The organism is Paraburkholderia sp. J11-2, assembly GCF_905220185.1.
Classification (GTDB): domain Bacteria; phylum Pseudomonadota; class Gammaproteobacteria; order Burkholderiales; family Burkholderiaceae; genus Paraburkholderia.
Genome location: NZ_CAJMYY010000030.1, coordinates 84,465 through 109,591 on the forward strand (window position 1 = coordinate 84,465; position 25,127 = coordinate 109,591).

Below are 25,127 nucleotides of genomic sequence, written 5' to 3' on the forward strand. Positions count from 1 at the left end.
TCTCACTCGAGCGCAACGCTCGCCAACGCCTCGTAGCGCGCGCCCTGCTTCGCGAGCGTGCTCGAATACAGCACCAGCGACTCGAAGCACAACGGCGGCAGCGCTTCGCCGCCGCTTGCCGCCGGCGCGCCCACGGCGTCGCGAGCGAATCGCGCGAGCGTCACGTGCGGCCGGAACGCGCGCGCGTCGAGCGGTAATCCCACATCTCCCATTAGCGAGCGCACGCCCCAGTCGAGCGCCGTGAATGCGTCCGACATCGCGAGCACGGCGACCATGAGGCGCGGATGCGCGCGTCCCGGCCAGCATTCGATATGCGTGACCGGCGCGGGCGGAATGAGCAGCGCGTGCTCCGCGAGCCGCCGCGAGAGCACGTGGCCCTGGTCGAACGACATCGCGCCGATGAACGTCACCGTCAGATGGAGCTGGGCGTAAGGCACGCGCCGTGCGTTGGACGGCACGTCCAGCGCGGCGAGCGCATCGCGCGAGGCCGCAGTGGGCGCAAGCGCGATGAAGCAGCGCCGCCATTGCTGCGTGTCACGATCGGTCTCGCGGGCTTCGGACATGATCGGCGGGCCTCGTTCGGTCGGGCAATCGCGTCATGGTAACCCTGTCTGTCAGCCTGAGTGGCGCGTACGTAAAAAAGCCGGGTCACCCTCGCGGGTGCCCGGCTTCTGTCGTTGCGTCTCCTGCCGTCTCCCGTGTGTCCCGTCTATTGCGGGGCACACCGGATTTAGCGCGGCAGCTCCGAGCTGCCCATCAAATACGCATCGACGGAACGTGCGCATTGACGACCCTCACGTGTCGACCAGAGTTAGCGCTTTAGCGCTTACTCTGGTCCCAGATCCGGCCTTAACGCGGCAGCTCCGAGCTGCCCATCAGGTAGGCATCGACGGAACGTGCGCATTGACGGCCTTCGCGGATCGCCCACACCACGAGCGACTGGCCGCGGCGCATGTCGCCGGCGGTGAAGACCTTGTCGACCGACGTGTAGTACGCCTTTTCACCTTCTGTCGAGGCACGCACGTTGCCGCGCGCATCCTTCTCCACGCCGAATGCTTCGAGCACCGGCGAAACCGGCTGCGTGAAGCCCATGGCGAGCAGCACGAGATCGGCCTTCATTTCGAACTCCGAGCCCGGCACTTCGACCATCTTGCCGTCCTTCCACTCCACACGCGCGGCGATCAGCTTCTCGACCTTGCCGTTCTTGCCTTCAAGGCGCTTGGTCGCGACCGCCCAGTCGCGCGAGCAGCCTTCCTCGTGCGACGACGACGTGCGCAGCTTGATCGGCCAGTACGGCCACACGAGCGGCTTGTTCTCTTCCTCGGGCGGCTGCGGCAGCAGTTCGAACTGCGTAACGCTCTTCGCGCCATGACGGTTCGAGGTGCCCACGCAGTCGGAGCCCGTGTCGCCGCCGCCGATCACCACGACGTGCTTGCCCTTCGCGACGAGCTGGTTCGGCAGCTTGTCGCCGGCGTTGACCTTGTTCTGCTGCGGCAGGAACTCCATGGCGTAGTAGATGCCTTCGAGTTCGCGGCCCGGCACCGGCAGGTCGCGCGGCGTTTCCGAACCGCCCGCGATCACGACCGCGTCGAACTGTTCCTTCAGCTCGTCCGGCGAGATGGTTTCCTTCGCCGTGTTGCCGATCCAGGCAGGCAGTTCGCCCTTGCCGATGAACACGTTGGTGCGGAACGTCACGCCTTCGGCTTCCATCTGGCGCATGCGGCGGTCGATCAGCCACTTTTCCAGCTTGAAGTCGGGGATGCCGTAGCGCAGCAGGCCGCCGACGCGGTCGTTCTTCTCGAACACCGTCACGTCATGGCCAGCGCGCGCGAGTTGCTGCGCGGCAGCGAGGCCTGCCGGGCCCGAACCGACCACGGCAACCTTCTTGCCCGTCTTGTGCTTCGCGACTTGCGGCTCGACCCAGCCTTCGGTCCAGGCCTTGTCGATGATCGCGTGCTCGATCGACTTGATGCCGACGGGATCGTCGTTGATGCCGAGCGTGCACGCCGCTTCGCACGGCGCCGGGCAAATGCGGCCCGTGAACTCGGGGAAATTGTTCGTGGAATGCAGGACGTCGATCGCGCTCTTCCAGTCCTGGCGGAACACGAGGTCGTTGAAGTCCGGAATGACGTTGTTGACCGGGCAGCCGTTGTTGCAGAACGGGATGCCGCAGTCCATGCAGCGCGCGCCCTGGACCTTCGCGTCGGCGTCGGAGAGCGCCGCCACGAATTCCTTGTAGTGCTTCACGCGCGTGAGCGGTGCTTCGTACGCCTCATGCTGGCGCTCGAACTCGAGAAAACCGGTTGCCTTACCCATAGGGTTCTCGTCTATCTCTATCTATTCGGTGAGGGGACCGCGCCCGCCGCCGCGTACCTTGTCGCGCGGCGGGCGCTTCGTCGTCTTGGAATCGCTTCGTCGCGGCTTAAGCGGCCAGTTCTTCCTGGCTTGCCTTCTTCGCGCCGAGTTCGCCCAGTGCGCGCTTGTATTCCGTCGGGAACACCTTCACGAACTGGCGTCGCGCCGCATCCCAGTTTTCGAGCAGCGCCTTCGCACGCGGCGAGCCCGTGAACTGGAAGTGACGCTCGACGAGTCCCTTGAGCAGCGCTTCGTCGGTCTGGCCCGTGTGCCACAGTGCGCGATCCACGGTGCGTTCCTGTTCGGCCTGTTGCAGGACCGGGTCGAGCGCGACCATCGACTTGTTGCACTTGCCGGCGAAGGTACCGTCCGCGTCGTACACGTAGGCGATACCGCCCGACATGCCTGCCGCGAAGTTACGACCCGTTTCGCCGAGCACGACCACCGTGCCGCCCGTCATGTATTCGCAGCCGTGGTCGCCCGTGCCTTCGACAACCGCCGTCGCGCCCGAGTTACGCACCGCGAAACGCTCGCCCGCCACGCCGCGCAGGAAGGCTTCGCCTTCGAGTGCGCCGTACATCACCGTGTTGCCGCAGATGATGTTTTCTTCGGACTTGCCGCGGAAGTCGTTGGTCGGACGGATGATGATGCGGCCGCCCGAGAGGCCCTTGCCGACGTAGTCGTTGCCGTCGCCCACGAGGTCCAGCGTGATGCCGCGTGCGAGGAACGCGCCGAAGCTCTGCCCCGCCGTACCCTTCAACTGGATGTGGATCGTGTCTTCCGGCAGACCGTCGTGGCCGTACTTCTTCGCGACGACGCCCGAAAGCATCGCGCCGACCGTGCGGTTCACGTTGCGCACCGGCTGAATGAACGACACATGCTCGCCCGTTTCGATCGCGGCCTTCGCCTTCTCGATCAGCGTGTGATCGAGCGCGCGGTCCAGACCGTGGTCCTGCGACTCAACGTGCATGCGTGCGACTTCGGCGCCCACTTGCGGCTGATAGAACACGCGCGAGAAGTCGAGACCCTTCGCCTTCCAGTGTTCCACGCCACGGCGCGTGTCGAGCAGGTCCGCGCGGCCGACCAGGTCGTCGAACTTGCGGATACCGAGTTGCGCCATGATTTCGCGCACTTCTTCAGCGATGAAGAAGAAGAAGTTGACGACGTGCTCAGGCTGGCCCGAGAACTTCGCGCGCAGCACCGGATCTTGCGTCGCGACGCCGACCGGGCAGGTGTTCAGGTGGCACTTGCGCATCATGATGCAGCCCTGGACGACGAGCGGCGCCGTCGCAAAGCCGAATTCGTCCGCGCCGAGCAGCGCGCCGATCACCACGTCGCGGCCCGTCTTCATCTGACCGTCGGCCTGCACGCGGATACGGCCGCGCAGCTGGTTCAGCACCAGGGTTTGCTGCGTTTCCGCGAGACCCAGTTCCCACGGCGTGCCAGCGTGCTTGAGCGACGAGAGCGGCGACGCGCCCGTGCCGCCGTCGTGACCGGCGATCACGACGTGGTCGGCCTTGGCCTTCGCCACACCGGCTGCCACCGTGCCCACGCCCACTTCCGACACCAGCTTCACCGAGATCGACGAAACCGGGTTCACGTTCTTCAGATCGTGAATGAGCTGCGCCAGGTCTTCGATCGAGTAGATGTCGTGGTGCGGCGGCGGCGAGATGAGGCCCACGCCCGGCACCGAGTAACGCAGCTTGCCGATGTACTCCGAAACCTTGTGACCCGGCAGCTGACCGCCTTCGCCCGGCTTCGCGCCCTGCGCCATCTTGATCTGGATCTGGTCAGCCGACGACAGGTACTCCGCCGACACGCCGAAGCGGCCCGACGCGACCTGCTTGATCTTCGAGCGCAGCGAGTCGCCATCCTTCAGCGGGATGTCCTTGATGACTTCTTCGCCGATGATCGAACGCATCGTGTCGCCGTTCTTGATCGGAATGCCACGCAGCTCGTTCCGGTAGCGCTTCTCGTCTTCGCCGCCTTCACCCGTGTTCGACTTGCCGCCGATGCGGTTCATCGCGACGGCGAGCGTGGCGTGCGCTTCGGTCGAAATCGAGCCGAGCGACATCGCGCCAGTCGCAAAGCGCTTGACGATTTCCTTGGCCGGTTCGACGTCGTCGATCGAGATCGCGCGCGCCGGGTCCAGACGGAATTCGAACAGACCGCGGAAGGTCATGTGGCGCTTGGTCTGATCGTTGATCAGGTGCGCGTATTCCTTGTAGGTCTGATACGAGTTGCTGCGCGCCGAGTGCTGGAGCTTGGCGATCGCGTCCGGCGTCCACATGTGGTCTTCGCCGCGCACGCGGTAGGCGTACTCGCCGCCTGCGTCGAGCATGTTGGCGAGAACCGGGTTGTCGCCGAATGCGTCGCGGTGCAGACGGATCGCTTCTTCCGCCACTTCAAAGAGGCCAATGCCGCCGACCTTCGACGCCGTGCCCTTGAAGTACTTGGCGATGAGATCGTCAGCGAGACCCACCGCTTCGAAAATCTGCGCGCCCGTGTACGACATGTACGTGGAGATGCCCATCTTCGACATCACCTTGAGCAGGCCCTTGCCCACCGCCTTGGTGAAGTTGTAGACAGCCTTGTCCGCCGACAGATCGCCCTTCAGGCCCTGCGCCATTTGCGCGAGCGTTTCCATGGCGAGGTACGGGTGCACGGCTTCCGCGCCGAAACCGGCGAGCAGCGCGAAGTGGTGCGTTTCACGCGCCGAACCCGTTTCCACGACGAGACCCGTGCTCGTGCGCAGCCCGTGCTGCACGAGGTGCGAGTGGATCGCCGAGGTGGCGAGCAGCGCCGGAATCGCAACGTTGTCGCGGTCCGCGCGGCGGTCCGACACGATCAGGATGTTGTAGCCCGACTTGACCGCATCGACGGCTTCCGCGCACAGCGACGCGAGACGCGCTTCGATGCCTTCCTTGCCCCAGGCCACCGGATAGCAGATGTTCAGCTCGTAGCTGCTGAACTTGCCGCCCGTGTACTGCTCGATTGCGCGGATCTTCGCGATGTCCTTGAAGTCGAGCACCGGCTGCGACACTTCGAGACGCATCGGCGGGTTGATGTTGTTCGTGTCGAGCAGGTTCGGCTTCGGGCCGATGAACGACACGAGCGACATCACCATGTTTTCACGGATCGGGTCGATCGGCGGGTTCGTGACCTGCGCGAACAGCTGCTTGAAGTAGTTGTAGAGCGTCTTGTTCTTGTTGGACATGACCGCCAGCGGCGAGTCGTTGCCCATCGAACCAACCGCCTCTTCACCCGACATCGCCATCGGCGCCATCAGGAACTTGAGGTCTTCCTGCGTGTAGCCGAACGCCTGCTGACGGTCGAGCAGCGCGGCTGCTTCGGCGCGCGCGGTCGCGACGTCTTCCGCCTTCGGCTCGATCTCGTCGAGCTTGATGCGCACGGCGTCGATCCAGCTCTTGTACGGCTTGGCGTTGGCGAGGTTGTCCTTCAGCTCCTTGTCGTCGATGATGCGGCCGTGTTCCATGTCGATCAGGAACATCTTGCCCGGCTGCAGGCGCCACTTCTTGACGATCTTCGACTCCGGAATCGGCAGCGTGCCGGCTTCCGACGCCATGATGACCAGGTCGTCGTCGGTGACGATATAGCGCGCCGGACGCAGACCGTTACGGTCGAGCGTCGCGCCGATCTGACGGCCGTCGGTGAAGGCGATCGCAGCGGGGCCGTCCCACGGCTCCATCATCGCGGCGTGATATTCGTAGAACGCCTTGCGGTTCTCGTCCATCAGCGTGTGCTGTTCCCAGGCTTCCGGGATCATCATCATCATCGCGTGGACGAGCGGGTAGCCTGCCATCACCAGCAGTTCGAGACAGTTGTCGAACGAAGCGGTGTCGGACTGGCCCGGGTAGATCAGCGGCCAGAGCTTGGGCAGGTCGTCGCCGAGCACGTGCGAGGCGATCGCGCCGGTACGGGCGTTCAGCCAGTTCACGTTGCCCTTCACGGTGTTGATTTCACCGTTGTGGGCGATCATGCGGTACGGGTGAGCCAGTTCCCACGCCGGGAACGTGTTCGTGGAGAAGCGCTGGTGCACGAGCGCCAGTGCCGAGACGACGCGCTCATCTTGCAGGTCGCGGTAGTACACGCCGACCTGACCCGCCAGCAGCAGGCCCTTGTAGACGACCGTGCGCGCCGAGCACGACGGCACGAAGTATTCCTTGCCGTGCTTGAGCTTGAGCGCCTGAATGCGGTGGCTCGCGGTCTTGCGGATGATGTACAGCTTGCGCTCGAGCGCGTCCGTGACCATCACGTCCTTGCCGCGGCCGATGAAGATCTGACGGATCAGCGGCTCGCTCGCCTTCACCGTCGGCGAAATCGGCATGGTGTGGTCGACCGGCACGTCGCGCCAGCCCAGCACGACCTGGCCTTCGGCGCGCACCGTGCGCTCGAGTTCCTGCTCGCAGGCGAGACGCGAGGCGTGTTCCTTCGGCAGGAAGATCATGCCGACGCCGTACTCGCCGAACGGCGGCAGCGTCACGCCCTGCTTGGCCATCTCTTCACGGTAGAACGCGTCCGGGATCTGGATCAGGATGCCCGCGCCGTCGCCCATCAGCGGATCGGCGCCCACGGCGCCCCGGTGATCGAGGTTTTCGAGAATCTTCAGGCCTTGCTGAATGATTTCGTGGCTCTTCTTGCCCTTGATATGGGCGACGAAGCCAACGCCGCAGGCGTCGTGTTCGTTTTGCGGGTCATAGAGACCTTGCGCGGCGGGCACCGCGGCGCGCTGCTGGTGATCGTTCATGGGGACACCGTCAGAGTGAGGCTGTTGCCAGCCGTTGTGTTCTTTGATTCCCGCCGCTTGCGTGACCGCTGTACGGCGTTGCGCGGGGTAGTACGTGCTTCCCGCGTTATGCGCCCAGGAGAGCCGAAAGGCGAATATACGCGACGAATCAAGGGGATGCAAATAAAACGTGATGTTCGAACCCCAATTATCGAGTTGGTGCATTCGCACATTTTTTTAATGGTGCCATATCAAATTGGGGCAAAAGAAAACGGCATCCGAAGATGCCGTTTATCTCGTAAACACTTGATCCGAAAAGCAATCAGTGGGTGCCGGTGCCCGGCTTCCGTTCCTCATGCTCCGAACTCGGCCCCCCCGAACCACCGCCACCGGAATCCTGCGAACCACCGGAATGGCTGCTCGGTCCCCCAGGATTTGCACCCGGTGTTGTAGCTGAACCACTCCCGGCGTGACCACTCCCATGCGCCGACGTCGAGCCGGCCGGATTGACACTAGCGTGCGAGGGTGAATGGGGGACAGATTGCCCACCACCTCCACCACCTCCACCACCTCCACCACCTCCACCACCTCCACCACCTCCACCACCTCCACCGCCGCCCGATCCGGCCGCAGGTGCCGAAGCCGCGCTCGCTGTGGCCGCCGCACCCATTGCGCCTGGAGCCGCCGCAGGGGCGGGCGCTTCGCGTACCTTGCGCGGGCGCCCGCGCGGCAGCGGCGAGACGCGCCGGTTCGCTGTGCGCGACGCCCAATCGCGATAAGTGTCACTGCCGAGCACCCAGCCCTTGAGCGTGGCCTGCATGAGCTGCGTGGTTTCGCGTTCGTCGAGCGCCTGCTCGCAGAGTTCGCGATACGCGCGCTGACGCTCGAACGGCGTGTTGCCGAGCGCCCAGTACAGGGGATGGTCGGTGATGAGGCTGTCGACGGTGAGACCGATGTGATGGCGGTAGCTCGACCACCGATAGTCCTCGGGCGCCGTGACGAGATGGTTGCGCACTGGCGCGAGCTCGACGACGCGGCTCGCCAGCAGGAAGAAGCGCTCGCCCTCGATGACCGTCGCGCGGTAGCGCCCCTCCCAGAGCGTGCCGCGACGCGCATAGCGCCGGTTGAAATGCGCCACGTAGCGCCGGCCGACCGCCTGCATTGCCTTAGGCAGGCTGGATTCGTCGGAGGGCGTGACGAGCAGTTGCACCGCGCCGGGCATTAAAACCCACGCATGAACCGCCAGATGATGATCGCGCGCCGCGGCCTTCAGGCAGTCGATGAACAGTTCGTAATCCTGGTCATCGACGAACGCGGGCTGCTGATCGAGTCCGCGCAGGATCACATGCTGCGGCTGATCGGGAACATAAAGACGTGCAAGCCGTGCCATGCTCGATTTTCCTGGTTCCGTTGGTGAATACCCGCAGACCCGCCAGGCCCCACCAGCGCTAGTTCTCGCTGGCATGCGGCTTCGGCGGAAAGCTCGCGGCGCTTAGTAAAAAAGCTCTAACGGTCGCGTATGGTTTGTTGCAAACGTTGTGTTCATAATGAGCGGGCCTTTCATGGAGGAGCATTAATATGAAATTAAAACAGGCGCTGGCAGGGGTCGCCGCGCTCGCCAGTTTCACGGCAGCACACGCACAATCCGCACATACGTTCTACGTCACTACCGGCTGGTTCCGCTTCATGCCGCAGGACACCAGCGATCCGCTCAAGATCGACAGCGCAGGCGGCACGCCCGTCAACATGTCCATTCCGAACACGGGCGCCAGTGTCGGCTCGGCCGACACCCTGGGCGTCTCCATCGGCTACTACATTACCGATCACTTCGCCGCCGAAGCCGAACTGGGCATCCCGCCGAAGTTCGATATTTCCGGCGGCGGCACCTTCAGCAGCTTCGGCAAGGTCGGCGAGGCGAAGCTGTGGAGCCCGGCGCTGTTGTTCAAGTACTACTTCAACAGCCCTGAAGCAAAATTCCGTCCTTACCTCGGCATTGGCGTCACCTACGCCTGGTTCACCGACGCTCACATCACCAACGGCGCTTTCGAACAGGGCGTACTTGGGGGTCCGACCAGCGTTTCGACGGATCGTTCCTGGGCACCCGTGTTTAACCTGGGCTTCAACTACAACTTCACGAAGCACTGGTTCGCCGGTTTCTCCCTCTCGTACATTCCGATCAACGTGACCGCCACGTACAACACGACGGTCAACAACCAGCTCGGCACCCAGCGAGTCGCGGAATCGAAGATTCACCTGAACCCGCTCGTGACGTACCTGAAGGTCGGCTACAACTTCTAACGCGCTCCAGCGCCCCGCACGACCTCGCGCCGGCCCTTCGCCTCGCCCCTGCGGCACCGGGCGAAGGGCGGCGTTTTCCACCCGGCCACGCCCTTCCCGCCTTCGCGTCTCCATCAAATTTTCCCCGCCTTCGCATGGGCTTATCCTGATTCTATGCCTCTGCGAAAAAGCGTGCTGTCCCCGTAATCACCTGTTTTGTCACCAGAGAGCGAAGCCCCGCCTGGCGGGCGTTTGCGCCCGGCTTGCTGCGCGCGTACAAGTCCCGGGCATCGGAATTGCGCAATACTTGCACTCCGGTCCTCGCCCTCCCGCGCCTTTTTTCGTGCGCACCGCGGCGAGCCCTTTACCTGTGACTTTTCAACGACGGAGCCATACATGAGCGCCTTTCCGAACACGCGAGAAGCCCTCGGAGATTCCTGGACGCGCACGAGCCGCCATGCGCGGCGCATTGCGCGCCGCGGCCGCAGTGCCGCCGCCGATATCACCGACGAGTTGCGTGATCTGCTCGCCGAGCTGGAAAACACGCTGGGCGAAGGAACCCAGGCCGATGCCGCCGCGCTGCGCGCCGACATCCGCAAACGTCTCGACGCCGCCCGCGAGCGGCTCGAAGTGGCGCGCGCCGCCGCGCGCGAACATACCGACGCGGCCATTGCCGGCGCGGACGACTACGTGCACCGCAACCCGTGGCAGGCCATCGCGATCGTCGGCGGCGTGGCGCTGGTGGCCGGCGCGCTGCTCGCACGCGCCCGCTGAACGACGGTCCGGGCGCAGGGCCGCCCGGCTTAGCCGCAGGCGCCCCTCAGGCGTCGAGCGCGTGCGGCCCGATCAGGTCGATGCGGTCCGTGCAGACCGTATCGACGCCCCAGTTCACGAGCTGGCGCGCGCGCTCGAGGTCGTTCACCGTATAGGCGAGGATGAAGAGCCCCGCCGATTTGATGCGCTCGACGAGTGCCTCATCCAGGTGTCGATGGCTCGCGTGGAGCGAGACACAGTCGAGCGCGGCGGTCTGCTCGCGCCAGTCCGCGGGCACGTGCTCGAACAGCAGGCCGCGCGGCAGGTCCGGCGCGCTCTCGCGCGCCGCTTCGAGAGCCGCATAGGAGAACGACGAGAGCAAAGGCGGCATGCCCGCCTGCGCCGTTTTCTCCGCCTGCATCCATAGACGCGCCGTTTCAGCGCCGACGATGCGCCCCGTCTCCACGTCGCGGCCCGTGCAGGGCTTGATCTCCACGTTCGCCGCAAGCGCCAGTTCATGACAACACGCGGCGACTTGCGCGAGCGTTGGCATCGGCTCGCCGGCAAAACGCGCGTCCCGCCAGCTGCCCGCGTCCAGCGCGGCAAGCTCTGCATAGCGCATGCGCGCCGCCGCGCCGCGACCGTTCGACGTGCGCTCGACCGTGTCGTCGTGCAGCAGGAAAGCGACGTTGTCGGCAGACAGCTTGGCGTCGAACTCGACCAGCTTGTGGCCGAAGCTCGCGCCGGTGCGCAGACCCGCCAGCGTGTTTTCGGGCGCGAGCGTGCCACCCCCTCGGTGCGCGGCCACGCGCGGATACGGCCAGGACTTGATCAAATGGGCTCCGAAATCGGCAGGGGCAGCAAGGTGGGATGCGTCGCGCGCTCAAGCGTCGTCGGCGACGACGAAGAGGCGGCGGTACTCCTTCAGGGCATAGCGGTCGGTCATGCCCGCGATGTAATGCGCGATCAGCCGCGGCTGCAAAGCCGCGTCCTGCGTCTGGTACGGGGGCGGCAACAGGCGCGGGTCTTCGCTGAACGCATCGAACAATCCCTTCACCACGCGCCGCGCCTTGTTGGCCATGCGCATCACACGATAGTGGCGGTACAGGTTGCGGTACAGGAAGCGCTTGAGCGCGGCCGCCTGCGCGGCCACGCGCTCGCTGTGCGCGACGAGCGGCGGCGCTGCGCGCACGTCGTCGAGCGACTGGGGCGCGTATTCGGCGAGATTGCGCCGCGTCTGCCCGATCAGATCGACGATCAGCGTGTTGATGATGCGCCGCACCGTCTCGTGAACGAGGCGGCGGCCCTCGATCTGCGGATATTCGTCGCGCGCGGCGTCGTAGTGCGTCTGCCAGAGCTCGACCTCGGCGAGCTGCTCGATGGTGAGCAGGCCGGAACGCAAACCGTCGTCGACGTCGTGGTTGTTGTACGCGATCTCGTCGGCGATGTTGGCGATCTGCGCTTCGATAGACGGCTGCCGGCCAAGCAGAAAGCGCTCGCCCAGATCGCCTAGCCGGCGCGCATGCTCACGCGAGCAGTGCTTGAGAATGCCTTCGCGTGTCTCGAAGCACAGGTTCAGGCCGTCGAACGCGCCGTAGTGCTCTTCGAGCTCATCCACGACCGCGAGGCTCTGCAAATTGTGTTCGAAGCCGCCGTGCTCACGCATGCACTCGTTGAGCGCGTCCTGGCCCGCATGGCCGAACGGCGTATGGCCAAGGTCGTGCGCGAGCGAGATCGCCTCCACCAGATCCTCGTTCACGCGCAGGTTGCGGGCGACCGAGCGTGCGATCTGCGCGACTTCCAGGCTGTGCGTGAGCCGCGTGCGAAAGAGATCGCCCTCGTGGTTCACGAAGACCTGGGTCTTGTATTCGAGGCGGCGAAACGCCGTGGAATGGACGATGCGGTCGCGATCGCGCTGGAATTCGCTGCGTGCGGCAGGCGGCGGCTCCGGATAGCGCCGCCCGCGCGAGCGCGAGGCGTGCGCCGCGTAAGGCGCAAGGCCCGCCTCGAACGACGCGACTAGCGCGGCGCTCGCGTCGGCGGTTTGAGAAGGGACATCACTACGGGGATCACTACGGTTATCGCTGCGGGTGTCGCTCACCGTTCCTCCGCAAGGGGTTATCGCCGGCGGTGTGTCAGCTCTGCGTCGTGGCTGCGAGCGTGGCCTGCACGGCTTCGTCGGGCGCGCGGCCGATGTGGGTCTCGCCAAAGCGCTTGAGCAGGATGAATTTGATCGCCCCGCCCTCGGCCTTCTTGTCGACCTGCATCAGTTCGACGTAACGGTCCGCGCCGAGCGCGGGCGCGCGCACCGGCAGCTTCGCAGCCTCGACCACGCGCACGAGGCGCGCACGCGACGCTTCGTCCAGCATGCCCACGCGCACCGAGAGATCGGCCGCCATCACCATGCCGCAGCCCACCGCCTCGCCGTGCAGCCACTCGCCGTAGCCGAGCCCGGCCTCGATCGCATGGCCGAATGTGTGGCCGAAGTTGAGGATGGCGCGCAGGCCGCCTTCGCGCTCGTCGGCGGCCACGACCGAGGCCTTGATCTCGCACGAGCGCTTGACCGCGTGCGCGAGCGCTTGCGGCTCGCAGCGGTTGAGCGCCTCGACGTTGGCTTCGATCCAGTCGAAGAATTCGGCGTCGGCAATCGCGCCGGTCTTGATGACCTCGGCAATGCCCGCCGCCAGTTCGCGCTCCGGCAGCGTGGCAAGCGCGCCGATATCGGCGATCACGGCTTGCGGCTGGTAGAACGCGCCGATCATGTTTTTGCCGAGCGGATGATTGATGCCCGTTTTGCCGCCCACCGACGAGTCGACCTGCGAAAGCAACGTGGTCGGCACCTGGATGAACGGCACGCCGCGCATGTAGCAGGCGGCGGCGAAGCCCGTCATGTCGCCCGTCACGCCGCCGCCCAGCGCGATGAGCGTGGTCTTGCGGTCGGCGCGCGAGGTGAGCAGCGCGTCGAAAATCTCGTTGAGCGTTTCCCAGTTCTTGTGCGCCTCGCCGTCGGGCAGCACGACCGTGTTGACGTCTTTGCCGAGCGGCGCGAGTGCGGCGCGCAGCGTCTCGCCATAGAGCGGGTCGACGACGGTGTTCGTCACGATCGTCACCGACTTGCCGGCGATATGGGGCGCGAAGAGCGCCGTCTGGCCGATCAGGCCGGAGCCGATATGGATGGGGTAGGCGCGGTCGCCCAGTTCGACGTTGACGGTAATCATGCTCTGAATCTTGTGGGTTTCCGATGGGTTGCCTGGCCTGCGAGATACCGCGCGACCTGCGCCCTACTCGCGCGCCGTGGCCCGCGCGACGCCGGCCATGTCGAGCTGCATCAGCACCATGTTGACGAGTCCGTTGACGGAGGGCCGGCCGGTTTCGATCACGAAGTCCGCGACTTCGCGATAAAGCGGGTCGCGCACCTCGTAGAGCGCTTCGAGCCGCCCCTTGGGGTCTTCGGTTTGCAGCAGCGGGCGGTTCTTGTCGCGCCGCGTGCGCAGCCACAGATCGTGCGGATGCGCGCGCAAATACACGACGAAGCCGCGCGCCTTGAGCGCCGCGCGATTTTCAGGCCGCAGCACGGCGCCGCCGCCCGTGGCGAGGACGATGTTTTCGCGGCCCGTGAGCTCTTCGATCACCTGGGCCTCGCGGTCGCGAAAGCCCGCTTCGCCTTCGAGCTCGAAGATCACCGGGATGCGCGCACCCGTGCGCGCCTCGATCTCGTGATCGGAGTCGAAGAACGGACGCTCCAGCCGGCGCGCGACCGCCCGGCCCACGGTCGTCTTGCCGGCGCCCATGAGCCCTACGAAAAATACATTGGCGTTTGCGTCCCGCACTTGCAGCGTTTCCTACGAAAGGTTGGTGCCGCAGCTTACTGGCAAAGCGGCGGCGTTGTCGAGCCTGCATCCCCGGCGTTCCGGCCCCGCAAGCACCTGCCTGCGCACGTGCGGCGGGCTCGCTCGGCGAATGAGGGTCAATTCGACTCCACGATACGCGGCGTGATGAAAACCACCAGCTCGCTGCGCTTGTCCCGGTGCGCACGATGCGAAAAAAGCGCGCCCAGAACCGGTATTTTGCCCAGGAGTGGCACACGCGTCACATCTTCGCGGTCATCCGTCGCGTCGATGCCGCCGATCGAGACCGTGCCGCCGTCCTCGATTTCCACGCGCGTCTGCACGTGTTTGGTGTTGATCGCAGGCCCGGCGGCCGTTTGCTCGCCGACGCTGTCCTTCGCCACGTCGAGGTCGAGAATCACGCGGCCATCGGGTGTGATCTGCGGTTCGACTTCGAGTTTCAGGCTTGCGCGCCGAAACTGCACGCCCGACACGCCTTGCCCGACCTTGGCCTGATAGGGCAGCTCCGTGCCCTGCTCGACGACGGCCTTCGTGCGGTCGGCGGTGACGACGCGCGGACTCGACACCACGCGCCCGCGCCCTTCGGCTTCGAGCGCGCTCAGCTGGATGTCGAGCAATCGCGTGGCGCGCGCAGCCAGCAGCGTGAGGCCAAGGCCCGCGGCCTCGAAGCCGGAGATCGGGCCCGCTGCGAGATCGTAGACCGTGCCGTCCGCTCTTGTGGTCACGCCGCGGGCCGGAGTGCCGTCCCCATTCACTGGCGTCACGCCAAGACGCACGCCCAATTCGCGCGAGAGCCCCTCGTCACCCTCGACGATACGCGCCTCGATCAGCACCTGGCGCGCCGGTGCATCGAGTCGCCGCACCAGCTCGCCGATCTGGTCGAGCCGCGCCGGCAGGTCGGTGACGAACAGGAGGTTCGTGCGCGCGTCCGCCACCGCCGTGCCGCGCTTTGACAGTGCGCGCTGCGTGCCCGAGCCCGTCAGGAACCGGCGCAAATCCTCGGCGCGCGCGTAATGCAACTCGAACGTGCGGCTTGCGAGCGGCTCCAGCTCAGCAGCCCTGGCGTGTGCCTCGTAACGCTGCCGCTCGCGCGCCGCCACCTCAGCAGCAGGCGCGACCCAGATCACATCGCCGATACGCGACATTGCGAGGCCGTTCGCCTCCAGCAGCAGGTCGAACGCAGTGCGCCACGGCACACGCTCGAGGCGCAGCGTCACCTGGCCTCGCGCACGTTCGCTCGCGACGATATTGAGCTTCGTGAACTGGGCGAACGCGTGCAGAACGGCTGTCAGCTCGGCGCGCTGGAAATCGAGCGTGATCGGCCGATCCGGCGGCAATCCGTCGTTCGCTGTCGAGGCGTCGCCAAGGCGCAGCGGCGCGTGCATGGGTACGGGCGGTCCTTCAAGCGGCGCGGCCGCTGGCGCGTCGTTAGCGGGTTCACGCGAAGGCCGGGCGACGGGCGGCGTCGCGCCGGGGGCGCCGTCTGCGTTCGTGGGCAAACGGTCTTCGGGCGCGGCTTCCGGTGCAGGCGAATCGCCGCCCGTGAACGGATTGGCGATCCACTGGGTTGCTGCGGGCTCGGCCGCCCCATCGGGTAACGGCGGTGCTTCGTAGCGCGCGAGCGACACCGGCGAACGCGCCCAGGCGGGTTGCGGCAACGGCACCGCGGCCCATGCAGCATATCCCGCAGCGCTCACCGTCAACGCGGCGAGGACACGAACGCCCCACTTTAGCGCGCTCATTTCACTGCCTCCGCCCAGCCGAGCGCGCGCGTCACCCCACCTGCCGCGACGACGACCCGCGCCGGCCCGACTTCCACCACGCGAGCATCGCCGATCGTCTCGCCCGCCCGCGCAGTCACGACGCCCTCGGGTGTTTCCACGAGCGCGACAGTGCGCTGCCGATCCTGGAGGATGCCCGCGAGGCGCCACCCGTCTTGCGCGCCGCCGGCCGCTGGCGCATGGGCGAAAGGATCGCGAGCCGGCGCCGGGGGAGACGCCGTTTCGGACGCCGCCGCCGCCAGCGGCACAGCGGGAAGCGCATCGTACACACGCAACGTAGCCGAGACCGACAACGCGCTTCCCGTGCGCCGGATGGCCAGCTCGGATGGCGCCGTCAGTGCCGGCTCGCGCACCAACCCTTCGAGCAGCCCGTACAGTTGCGCGAAGCTGCCTTGTGCGACCAGCTTGATCGAGCGGAACGCCTCGGTTTGCGCGCCGCCCGCGGCGCCTGGCTCTAGTACATGCAGAACGAGGCCCGATTGCGCGGCGAGTTGCGAGATGCGGCGAATGTCGTCCGCGGAATTGCCGGCGCGGGGCGCGGATGAAGGCGTTCGCGCGGCGGCTTCGCGCAGCGCGGGCAGACCCGCCAGGACTTGCCGGGCGTCGTCGTACCGCTTTTGAGCGTCCTTCAGCGCGGTGCGTGCCGCATGCACGCCAAGCGGATCTCCGACGATGCAAGCGCCGCTCGCCGCGGCGAACGCGAGCACTGCTATCGTTAGCGCGACAGCCAGCCGGCGGCGCGCGCTCCACGCATGAAGCGGCGACCATCCGTGCAACGCGTTGCCCACGCCTGCCTGTGCCGAAACAAGCCCCCGTTCCTGACCGCCGTGTGCAGAGAGCGTGCTCATGTCGCCCCCTTCGCCGTGGCACTGCTCGACGCTCGCGCCGCCTCGCGCGCATGCGGTACGCCAGCGCGCGGCACAGCGCTCGCGCCTTGCCAGACGAGATGCGCCGCCACGCGTATCGGTTCGGCGGCGGACGCACTGTCGCGTGCGGCTCCAGCGGGTGCGCCGCGTTTGAGCTCGCGCACGCTCACAGCGTCTACACCTGGCAGCGAGCGTAGCCGGCCGAGCCAGGCCGCCGCTGCCGCTTCGTCCGCCGCGCTCGCCTGCAGATCGGTCTCGTCGGCGGATTGCGAGAGCTGCTGCAAGCCGACACGAGGCGGCACATCGCTCGACAACGCATCCGCGAGGGCGAAAAAGCGCGTCGTAGCCCGTGCGTATTGCCGGGCCTGTTGCTCGCCGACGCGCCGCGCTTCGCTTTCGCGCGCAAGGCGCTGAGCCTCGGCGAGCGGCGCGCGCCACTGCGCGAGCGGCTGCTCGAGCGCCTCGCGCCGAGCCTCGAGCCCGCGCCATTCGACGTGCTGCCACAGCACGATGCCAAGCGAGCACACGCAGCCGCCGAGCGCCGCGGCGCCCCATTCGAGCAAGCGCCGGCGACGCAGCCTGCGTATGGCGCGCTGCCGCCACGGAAGCAGATTGAATCCGCCTATGGCCCGGCCCGGCAGCACGCGCACGGCGCGCGCGAGCGTCATTCCGCCACCCCGCGCAACGCGAGTCCGAATGCCACCGCGCACGCCGGATCGTGCAAAAGCGTTGCCGCGAGCGGCCACTCGATATCGGCTAGCGGTCCGCATTCGAAGGGCAGCACCGGCGCGCCCAGCGCGTCGCCAATGTCGGCCAGCGTGAAGTTCACGCCGCGCAGCATGGCAAGCTCGCCCGCGACCTGGACGCAGCCGGGCTGCTCGCCGTCGACGAGGTCGCGCAGCGCCTCCACGAGATCGGCATGCTCTAGCGCAGGAAAGCGCATGTGCCGCATGACCGAGTCGTCGACAAGCAACCAGCCGTGCACGCCTTCTGGGCCGACCCAGATCGCCACCCAGGGTTCGTGCGGCGGCAGTTCGTATGCCGCCGCGTGCCGCATGGCGCGTAACGCGGCGTGCGCCTCGTCGTCGACGGCGCACAGCGTGACGCCCGCCATTGCCGCGCATTCGATGCGCGCTTCGAGATGCTGCCGTGCCGTCGCGGCGATCGTCACCTGCGCTTCGTGGCCGCGAGGCGTGGCCGGAAGCACGCTCCAGTCGACCGCCAGCTCGCCGCGCTCCATGCCCGCCACGCGCTCCGCCTCCGCCAGCACGAGCGGTTCGAGCGCCGCGTGAATGCCGGACTCGTCCACCGCGCCCGCCGGCGCAAGACGTGCGAGCGGCACAGTCGCGATGAGCGTCGCGCTCGTGGGCATCGCCATGGCGCAACGCAGCGACGCCGCGGCGCTGGCGCGCGGCAACTCGCCAAACACACTGCGAAGCGCGGCGACGATGGCCGCCCGGTCGACGATCTCCGCGCCGGCCATCGCCTCGCGTGCAAGCGGTGCGCTCGCCAGCCATTCGAGGCGAACCGGCCCCGCCCCGACAATGCGCTGGCTCAACACCACCAGCGTGACGCCTCGCGCGCCCAGATCGACGCCCGCAGCAAAGCGGCGCGCGCCCAACAACACCGGATTCCCGAAACCCATCGCATTTCTCCCATACGTGCGCGCGCCGCAACCCGTTCGCAGCTCGTCGAGGGGAAATTGTGCGAATAGGGGCTGCGCTCGAATACTCGGCCGAACGGCCAACGGTCGATGTAAGCGCTATCCACGCGCGAGGGGCGCGACTACAGTGCCAATATCGGAAGCAGCGTGAATAACAGCGTCAGGAACAGCGGGTTGCGTGCTCGCGCGTGCCGTCCATGTAAGCATCTCGAAAGCCCGCGGGCGAGCGGCGGCTATAATCGCGGGACCGTTTTTCTGGTGTTCGTATGCAAGATCAGCTTCCTTCGTCCGTACCGCCTTCCACGCCGCCCGAGCCGCCCCGGCGGCGCAAGCGCCCGTGGTGGGCCACGCTGCTGATCGCCTTTTTCGGCCTCATCTTCGCGGGCGTGGTATGCGCGGCGCTGGTGCTCGGCTACGCGCTCGTCGTCGCCACGCCCAACCTCCCGTCGCTCGAGGCGCTCACCGACTATCGCCCCAAGGTGCCGCTGCGCATCTACACGCGCGACCACGTCCTGATCGGTGAGTTCGGCGAGGAGCGGCGCGATGTCGTTCATTTCCGGGACGTGCCCGATAACCTCAAGAAGGCCATTCTGGCCATCGAAGACGCGCGCTTCTACGACCACGGCGGCGTCGACCTCGCCGGCATCGCGCGCGCGGGATTCGTCGCGCTCACCAACGGCCACGCCACCCAGGGCGCCAGCACGATCACCATGCAGGTGGCGCGCAATTTCTTCCTTTCGAGCGAAAAGACCTACACGCGCAAGATTTACGAGATGCTTCTCGCCTACAAGATCGAGTCGAAGCTCTCGAAGGATCAGATTCTCGAGGTGTACATGAATCAGATCTATCTGGGACAGCGCGCGTATGGTTTCGCGAGCGCCGCGCGCGTGTACTTCGGAAAGGATCTGAAAGATCTCACGCTCGCCGAATGCGCGATGCTGGCAGGGCTTCCAAAGGCGCCGTCGGCCTATAACCCCGTAGTCAATCCGAAGCGGGCGAAGGTACGCCAGGAGTACATCCTCCAGCGCATGCTCGAGCTGCACTACATCACCCAGCAGCAATACGACGACGCGGCGCAGCAGCCGCTCGTGGTCAAGGGTCAGGGCAAGGAGTTCAGCGTCCACGCCGAGTACGTCGCGGAAATGGTGCGCCAGATGATGTACGCGCAGTACCACGAGGAGGCGTACACGCGCGGGCTGAACGTCGTCACGACCATCGACTCCGCCGACCAGGATGTCGCCTATCGCGCGCTGCGCCGCGGGCTGATGGACTACGAGCGGCGCCACGGCTATCGCGGGCCCGAGGCGTTCATCGACTTGCCCACGGATACCGACGAGCGCGAGCAGGCCATCGACGACGCGCTCGTCGAGCACCCCGACAACGGCGAACTCGTGGCAGCCGTCGTGACGTCGGCCAGTCCGAAGGAAGTGCGGGCCACGTTCATGGACGGCAACACCACGAGCATCACCGGCGACGGGCTGCGCTTCGCGCAGTTCGCGCTGAGCACGCGAGCCCAGCCGTCGCAGAGAATCCGGCCGGGCGCAATCATCCGTCTGGCGCGCAACAATGCAGGCGAGTGGTCGATCACGCAGTTGCCGCAAATCGAAGGCGCATTCATCTCGATCGTGCCGCAGGACGGCGCGATCCGCGCGCTCGTGGGCGGCTTCGACTTCAACAAGAACAAGTTCAACCACGTCACCCAGGCGTGGCGCCAGCCGGGTTCGAGCTTCAAGCCGTTCATCTACTCGGCGTCGCTCGACAAGGGGCTCGGGCCGGCGACCGTCATCAACGACGCGCCGCTCTTCTTCAGCGCCGCTGAAACGGGCGGTCAGGCGTGGGAACCTAAGAACTATGGCGGCGGTTTCGACGGCCCCATGAGCATGCGCACGGCGCTCATGAAGTCGAAGAACCTCGTGTCGATCCGCATCCTCAACCACATCGGCACGAAGTACGCGCAGCAGTACATCACGCATTTCGGCTTCGACGCCGACCGCCATCCTGCCTACCTGCCGATGGCGCTCGGCGCGGGTCTCGTCACGCCTTTGCAAATGGCCGCCGGCTACTCGGTGTTCGCCAACGGCGGGTATCGCGTGAATCCGTACCTGATCGCCGAGGTCACCGACCAGCGCGGCATGGTGGTCGCCCAGGCGCAGCCGCTCGTGGCTGAACAAAACGCGCCGCGCGCGATCGACCCGCGCAACGCGTACATCATGAACAGCCTCTTGCAGAGCGTGGCGCAGCGCGGCACGGGCGCGAAGTCGAACGTCCTCAAGCGCACGGACCTGGGCGGCAAGACCGGCACAACCAACGACTCGCGCGACGCGTGGTTCGCGGGCTACCAGCACACGCTGGCCGCGATTGCGTGGATCGGCTACGACAACCCGCGCAGCCTTGGCGACAAGGAAACGGGCGGCGGCCTCGCGCTACCGGTGTGGATCGACTACATGCAGAAGGCGCTCAATGGCGTGCCCGAGTACAAGATGGCGATGCCGGACGGCGTCGTCACGCTCGGCGACGAGCTTTACTACGCCGACGCCACGCCGGGGCACGGTTTCGTCTCGACCGTCGGCATCAGCCAGGCAGCGCTCGAGGCTTCGGCGAGCGGCGCGTCGGGCTCGGGCGGCGCTGACTCCGCGAACGCCGCGCCCACGCCCGAGCACGTGAACGCGAAGGAAAAGGAAGACATCATGAATCTGTTCCGCGGGCACTGAAGCTCGCCGGAGCCGAAGCAATGAAAAAAACGGGCGCCAGCTTTTAACTGGCGCCCGTTTTATTTACGTGCTCACGCTCGCGCGCTTACGGCTCGAACCGCACCGGCTCGCCCGCCTGCTCCGTCGCGTAGGCCGTGAGCGCCGAGAAGAATTCGGTGCCCGTGCGCGTGTCGCGCCACTCGCCGTCGATGAAGCGATAGTGGAAACCGCCAGCCTTCGCCGCGATCCAGATTTCGCGCATCGGCGGCTGCAGATTCACGATGATCTTCGTACGATTCTCGAATTCGAGCGTCAGAACGTTGCCGCTGCGTTCGAGTTCGATGTCCGCTTCGGCATCGTCTACGGCCCGCTCCACGGCCGCCAGCACGGCCTCCGCGCGGCTCAGGTAGTCATTGTCTGGCATGCTAAACTCCACCGGTTATTCATTCAGGGACAATTATGCGTGTCATTTCCCGGACGCGCGCAGCGGCCCCCAGCGCATGGACGCCCCGCGCGATTCTAGCGGCTTTTGCGATCAGCGCCGTCGCGCTCGCAGGTTGCGGCCAGCGCGGCGCGCTCTACATGCCCAACGTGCCGCCGCTTCCGCCCAAGCCCAATTTCGAAACCGCCCAGCCGGAAAACGGCGCGGCGACGCCCGCCAGCGCGCCCGAGTCGGCTTCGGCACCGGTCGGCACCGTTCCCGACACTTCGGGCACGCCGCTCTCGTTGTCCCCCGACTCCGAACTCAGCACCACACCCGCGACCGGTAGCCCGCAAACGGCTTCCGACGCTACGCCAACCCAGTAAAACGCTCGCATGACCCAGTCCGCTTTTCACCGCGATAACGGTACGCTCTTCGTAGAAGGCGTGTCGGCCGCCGATCTCGCCGCACAGTACGGCACGCCGCTCTATGTGTACTCGCGCGCGGCGCTCACCGCCGCGTGGCACGCCTACGCCGACGCCTGCGCCGGCCGCCGCGCCAAGGTGCACGTCGCGGTCAAAGCGAACAGCAACCTCGCCGTGCTCAACGTGTTCGCGCGCGAAGGCGCGGGCTTCGACATCGTTTCGGCGGGCGAGCTCGCCCGCGTGCTCGCGGCAGGCGGTAAAGCGCAGGACGTGGTGTTCTCGGGCGTCGGCAAGACCGCCGGCGAAATGCGCGAAGCGCTCGAAGCGGGCGTGAAGTGCTTCAACGTCGAATCGATTCCCGAACTCGACCGCCTGAACGATGTGGCGGGCAAGCTCGGCAAGAAGGCGCCGGTTTCGCTGCGCGTGAACCCCGACGTCGATCCGAAAACGCATCCGTACATTTCCACCGGCCTGAAGGCGAACAAGTTCGGCGTGGCATTCGAAGAAGCGCGCGCAACCTATCGCGCCGCCGCAGCCATGGCGCACCTCGACGTGGTCGGGATCGACTGTCACATCGGCTCGCAGATCACCGAAATCGCGCCGTATCTCGACGCCATCGACAAGCTGCTCGAACTCGTCGATCAGATCGAAGCCGACGGCGTGAGCATCCGCCACATCGACGTGGGCGGCGGCCTCGGCATCACCTACGACGACGAAACGCCGCCCGACATCGGCGAATTCGTGCGCACGGTGCTCGACCGCATCGAGGCGTATGGCGCGAAAACGGGCAAGACCCGCGAGGTGTACTTCGAGCCGGGCCGCTCGCTCGTAGGCAATGCGGGCATCCTGCTCACCACGGTCGAGTTCCTGAAGCCGGGCTCGGAAAAGAACTTCGCGATCGTCGACGCCGCGATGAACGACCTCGCACGTCCCGCCATGTATGACGCGTATCACGCGATGGAACCCGTCGTTGCACGCCAGTCGGCGCCGCAGACCTACGACGTGGTCGGCCCGGTGTGCGAAAGCGGCGACTGGCTGGGCCGCGCACGCTCGCTCGCGATCGAACCGGGCGACGTGCTCGCGATCCGCTCGGCAGGCGCGTACGGCTTCGTGATGAGCTCGAACTACAACACGCGTGCGCGCGCGGCCGAAGTGATGGTCGACGGCACGCGCGTGCATCTCGCGCGCGAACGCGAAAACGTGGCGCAGTTGTTCGCGAGTGAGCGCGTGTTGCCGGACTGAGCTTTTCGTTCGCTCTGCCACAAAAAAAGCGACGCCAAGGCGTCGCTTTTTTGTTGTCTTCAGGTGTGAGTGTTCGCCTATGCGGCACCCGCACCCGCACCCGGGCGCGAGGCGCGCCATCGCGCAAGCAGCCATGCGCCCGCGCGCCAGCCCAGCAGCACAAGCATGATCGCGCCGTAAAGCTTGGGCAGCACGAGGTCGTGTTTGCCCGCCTTCATCCACCAGAAGTGCAGGATCGCCAGCACGCCGATCGCGTAGACGAGCCGATGCAGCGTCTGCCAACGGCGGCCGAGCCGGCGTGCCATTGCGCGCGTGGACGTCACGGCAAGCGGAATCAGCAGCACGAACGCCGCGAAACCCACCGTGATGAATGGCCGCTTGCCGACGTCCTTGAACATCGCCGCGACATCGAACCACTTGTCGAACCAGATGTAGGTCGTGAAGTGCAGCGTCGCATAGAAGAATGCGAAGAGGCCCAGCATCCGTCGAAAGCGCAACAGCGTATTCCAGCCGGTCAGGCGGCGCAGCGGCGTGACAGTAAGCGTGATACACAGGAACACCAGCGTCCAGAGCCCCGTGGAACGCGTGATGAACTCGATCGGATTCGCACCGAGCCCATCCGTGAAGCCGAACAGCACGAGGCGTGCGAGCGGATACAACGCCGCGACGAACACCGCCACCTTCGTCCACGGCAGCCAGCGCGGGCCCGCCGCGCTCGCCACCCCCGCCTTGCGCGCAGGACGCGCCTGAACCGGCCCCACGCGCGCGGCGGCCTGTGGTGTCGTCGTCGATTCCATCTCTCGCTCCATCAAGCGCTTTGCTCAGAAGTTCTTGCGCAGATCCATGCCCTGATACATCGACGCGACGAGGTCGCCGTAGCCGTTGTACATGAGCGTCTTGCGCTTGGGCTGGAAGAAACCGTCCTCACCGATGCGCCGCTCCGTAGCCTGGCTCCAGCGCGGGTGATCGACGCTCGGGTTCACGTTCGAATAAAAGCCGTATTCGGTCGGTGCGTACTTGTTCCAGCTCGTGGGCGGCTGGTTCGCGACGAAGCGGATCTTCACCAGCGACTTCGCGCTCTTGAAGCCGTACTTCCACGGCACGATCACACGCACCGGCGCGCCGTTCTGGTTCGGCAGCACCTGGCCGTAGAGGCCCACCGTGAGCAGCGTGAGCGGATTCATCGCCTCGTCCATGCGCAGGCCTTCGGAATACGGCCAGTCGAGGATCGGCTCGGCGAGGCCCGGCATTTGCGAGGGGTCGGCGAGCGTGATGAACTGCACGTAGCGCGCGTTGCCCGTGGGCTGCGCACGGCGGATCAGTTCGGAGAGCGAAATACCGATCCACGGCACGACAATCGACCAGCCCTCCACACAACGGTGGCGGTACACGCGCTCTTCGAGCGGCGCGAGCTTGAGAATTTCGTCGATGTCGTAGACCTTCGGGTTCTTCACCTCGCCCTCGACACTCAGCTTCCACGGACGCGGCCGCAACGTGTGCGCGTTTTGCGCCGGATCGCCCTTGTCCGTGCCGAACTCGTAGAAGTTGTTATAGGTCGTCACGTCCTTGTAGGGCGTGACCTTGTCGAGTGCGACGAACTTCGTGTTCGTTTGCGCGGCGAGCTTCTGCGCCTTCGGGTCGCCGGGCGCGTATTCGGCGAATGCCCTCGTCGCGCCGAACGGCCCCGCCATGCCACCGAGCGCGAGCGCACCCGCCGCCCGCAGAATGCGCCGACGCTGTTCGTACACCTTTTGCGGCGTGATTTCACTCGCGGGAATGTCGTCGCCGTTGAGCAAGATCCTGCTGCTCCGCTTGGTCCACATATCGCTTAGCTCCTGCTTCTCGCGTGGCGTGCGCCGCCAGCACATTGATCGTATCCCGACCCGCCCTGCCGTGCCTCGCACGAAGTGGATCGACTGGATGGCCTCAAGCGGGCAAACGCGCGATTCGCAGAAAACTTCCCGGCGGACGAAAAAAAACCGTCGGAGCACGAGGCATCCGACGGTTAGTTCGTCTTGCGGGCCGATTCGGTTACAGCTTGCCGTAGCTGTGCAAGCCC

19 protein-coding genes and 2 pseudogenes are annotated in these 25,127 nt (G+C 66.1%); 5 read left to right on the plus strand and 16 right to left on the minus strand.

Features of this window, described 5'->3' with window-relative positions:
- Positions 1-2: 2 nt before the first annotated feature.
- From thpR to U5A57_RS33215, 4 genes and pseudogenes are all read right to left on the minus strand, one after another.
- Complete coding sequence (gene thpR, locus U5A57_RS33200; protein ID WP_321915906.1) at positions 3-563, minus strand: RNA 2',3'-cyclic phosphodiesterase; 561 nt, start codon at positions 561-563, stop codon at positions 3-5.
- Between the two features lie 286 nt (positions 564-849).
- Positions 850-2,316 carry a glutamate synthase subunit beta gene (locus tag U5A57_RS33205; protein ID WP_321915907.1) on the minus strand — a complete coding sequence of 489 codons (1,467 nt, stop codon included), beginning with the start codon at positions 2,314-2,316 and terminating at the stop codon, positions 850-852.
- 106 nt (positions 2,317-2,422) lie between these two features.
- Positions 2,423-7,123: a glutamate synthase-related protein gene (locus U5A57_RS33210; RefSeq protein WP_321915908.1), complete on the minus strand. Its 4,701-nt coding sequence runs from the start codon at positions 7,121-7,123 to the stop codon at positions 2,423-2,425.
- Positions 7,124-7,790: 667 nt separating this feature from the next.
- Positions 7,791-8,492: pseudogene (locus U5A57_RS33215) on the minus strand (transposase); the annotation flags it as partial.
- A 188-nt stretch (positions 8,493-8,680) separates the two neighbouring features.
- Between U5A57_RS33215 and U5A57_RS33220 the strand changes: the two are divergent.
- Together U5A57_RS33220 and U5A57_RS33225 are read left to right on the plus strand one after the other, a co-directional pair.
- Positions 8,681-9,400, plus strand: coding sequence for an OmpW/AlkL family protein (locus U5A57_RS33220; protein WP_321915909.1), 720 nt, complete (start codon positions 8,681-8,683; stop codon positions 9,398-9,400).
- 375 nt (positions 9,401-9,775) lie between these two features.
- Positions 9,776-10,153 carry a glycine zipper domain-containing protein gene (locus U5A57_RS33225; protein ID WP_321915910.1) on the plus strand — a complete coding sequence of 126 codons (378 nt, stop codon included), beginning with the start codon at positions 9,776-9,778 and terminating at the stop codon, positions 10,151-10,153.
- A 46-nt stretch (positions 10,154-10,199) separates the two neighbouring features.
- Here U5A57_RS33225 and ugpQ read toward each other — a convergent pair whose 3' ends face one another.
- The 8 genes from ugpQ to pilM form a co-directional block, all read right to left on the minus strand.
- Positions 10,200-10,964: a glycerophosphodiester phosphodiesterase gene (ugpQ, locus tag U5A57_RS33230; RefSeq protein WP_415774689.1), complete on the minus strand. Its 765-nt coding sequence runs from the start codon at positions 10,962-10,964 to the stop codon at positions 10,200-10,202.
- A gap of 51 nt (positions 10,965-11,015) precedes the next feature.
- Complete coding sequence (locus U5A57_RS33235) at positions 11,016-12,233, minus strand: deoxyguanosinetriphosphate triphosphohydrolase (RefSeq protein ID WP_415774347.1); 1,218 nt, start codon at positions 12,231-12,233, stop codon at positions 11,016-11,018.
- Between the two features lie 34 nt (positions 12,234-12,267).
- Positions 12,268-13,350 (minus strand): 3-dehydroquinate synthase, encoded by a 1,083-nt coding sequence (gene aroB / locus U5A57_RS33240; protein ID WP_321915912.1) that lies wholly within the window; start codon positions 13,348-13,350, stop codon positions 12,268-12,270.
- Between the two features lie 63 nt (positions 13,351-13,413).
- Positions 13,414-13,968 (minus strand): shikimate kinase AroK, encoded by a 555-nt coding sequence (gene aroK / locus U5A57_RS33245; protein ID WP_321915923.1) that lies wholly within the window; start codon positions 13,966-13,968, stop codon positions 13,414-13,416.
- Between the two features lie 131 nt (positions 13,969-14,099).
- Positions 14,100-15,722 carry a type IV pilus secretin PilQ gene (gene pilQ / locus U5A57_RS33250; protein ID WP_321915913.1) on the minus strand — a complete coding sequence of 541 codons (1,623 nt, stop codon included), beginning with the start codon at positions 15,720-15,722 and terminating at the stop codon, positions 14,100-14,102.
- Positions 15,719-16,609, minus strand: coding sequence for a hypothetical protein (locus tag U5A57_RS33255; RefSeq protein WP_321915914.1), 891 nt, complete (start codon positions 16,607-16,609; stop codon positions 15,719-15,721). The genes pilQ and U5A57_RS33255 overlap by 4 nt, the downstream gene beginning before the upstream one ends.
- On the minus strand, positions 16,606-17,295 hold the full coding sequence (locus U5A57_RS33260; RefSeq protein ID WP_321915915.1) for a PilN domain-containing protein: 690 nt from the start codon (positions 17,293-17,295) through the stop codon (positions 16,606-16,608). Before U5A57_RS33260 ends, U5A57_RS33255 begins: the two co-directional genes overlap by 4 nt.
- Positions 17,292-18,272 carry a type IV pilus biogenesis protein PilM gene (gene pilM, locus U5A57_RS33265; protein WP_321915916.1) on the minus strand — a complete coding sequence of 327 codons (981 nt, stop codon included), beginning with the start codon at positions 18,270-18,272 and terminating at the stop codon, positions 17,292-17,294. The genes U5A57_RS33260 and pilM overlap by 4 nt, the downstream gene beginning before the upstream one ends.
- Positions 18,273-18,556: 284 nt before the next feature.
- Here pilM and U5A57_RS33270 point away from each other — a divergent pair, with 284 nt between their 5' ends.
- Entirely contained in the window at positions 18,557-21,001 is a 2,445-nt protein-coding gene (locus tag U5A57_RS33270; RefSeq protein WP_321915917.1) for a penicillin-binding protein 1A, read from the plus strand.
- Between the two features lie 85 nt (positions 21,002-21,086).
- On the opposite strand, the gene cyaY is transcribed toward U5A57_RS33270, so the two are convergent.
- Entirely contained in the window at positions 21,087-21,404 is a 318-nt protein-coding gene (gene cyaY / locus U5A57_RS33275) for an iron donor protein CyaY (RefSeq protein WP_321915918.1), read from the minus strand.
- Positions 21,405-21,439: 35 nt separating this feature from the next.
- Between cyaY and U5A57_RS33280 the strand changes: the two are divergent.
- Positions 21,440-21,538 (plus strand): annotated as a pseudogene (locus U5A57_RS33280) (hypothetical protein); the annotation flags it as partial.
- 20 nt (positions 21,539-21,558) lie between these two features.
- On the opposite strand, the gene U5A57_RS33285 reads toward U5A57_RS33280, so the two are convergent.
- On the minus strand, positions 21,559-21,798 hold the full coding sequence (locus U5A57_RS33285; protein WP_321915924.1) for a hypothetical protein: 240 nt from the start codon (positions 21,796-21,798) through the stop codon (positions 21,559-21,561).
- Between U5A57_RS33285 and lysA the strand changes: the two genes are divergently transcribed.
- The gene (gene lysA / locus U5A57_RS33290; RefSeq protein ID WP_321915919.1) at positions 21,797-23,068 is read left to right on the plus strand and encodes a diaminopimelate decarboxylase; all 1,272 of its coding nucleotides are present in this window, start codon (positions 21,797-21,799) and stop codon (positions 23,066-23,068) included. The genes U5A57_RS33285 and lysA overlap by 2 nt on opposite strands.
- 77 nt (positions 23,069-23,145) lie before the next feature.
- Here lysA and msrQ read toward each other — a convergent pair whose 3' ends face one another.
- Positions 23,146-23,877 (minus strand): protein-methionine-sulfoxide reductase heme-binding subunit MsrQ, encoded by a 732-nt coding sequence (gene msrQ, locus U5A57_RS33295; RefSeq protein ID WP_415774687.1) that lies wholly within the window; start codon positions 23,875-23,877, stop codon positions 23,146-23,148.
- A gap of 12 nt (positions 23,878-23,889) precedes the next feature.
- The gene (msrP, locus tag U5A57_RS33300) at positions 23,890-24,891 is read right to left on the minus strand and encodes a protein-methionine-sulfoxide reductase catalytic subunit MsrP (RefSeq protein WP_321915921.1); all 1,002 of its coding nucleotides are present in this window, start codon (positions 24,889-24,891) and stop codon (positions 23,890-23,892) included.
- Positions 24,892-25,127: the final 236 nt, after the last annotated feature.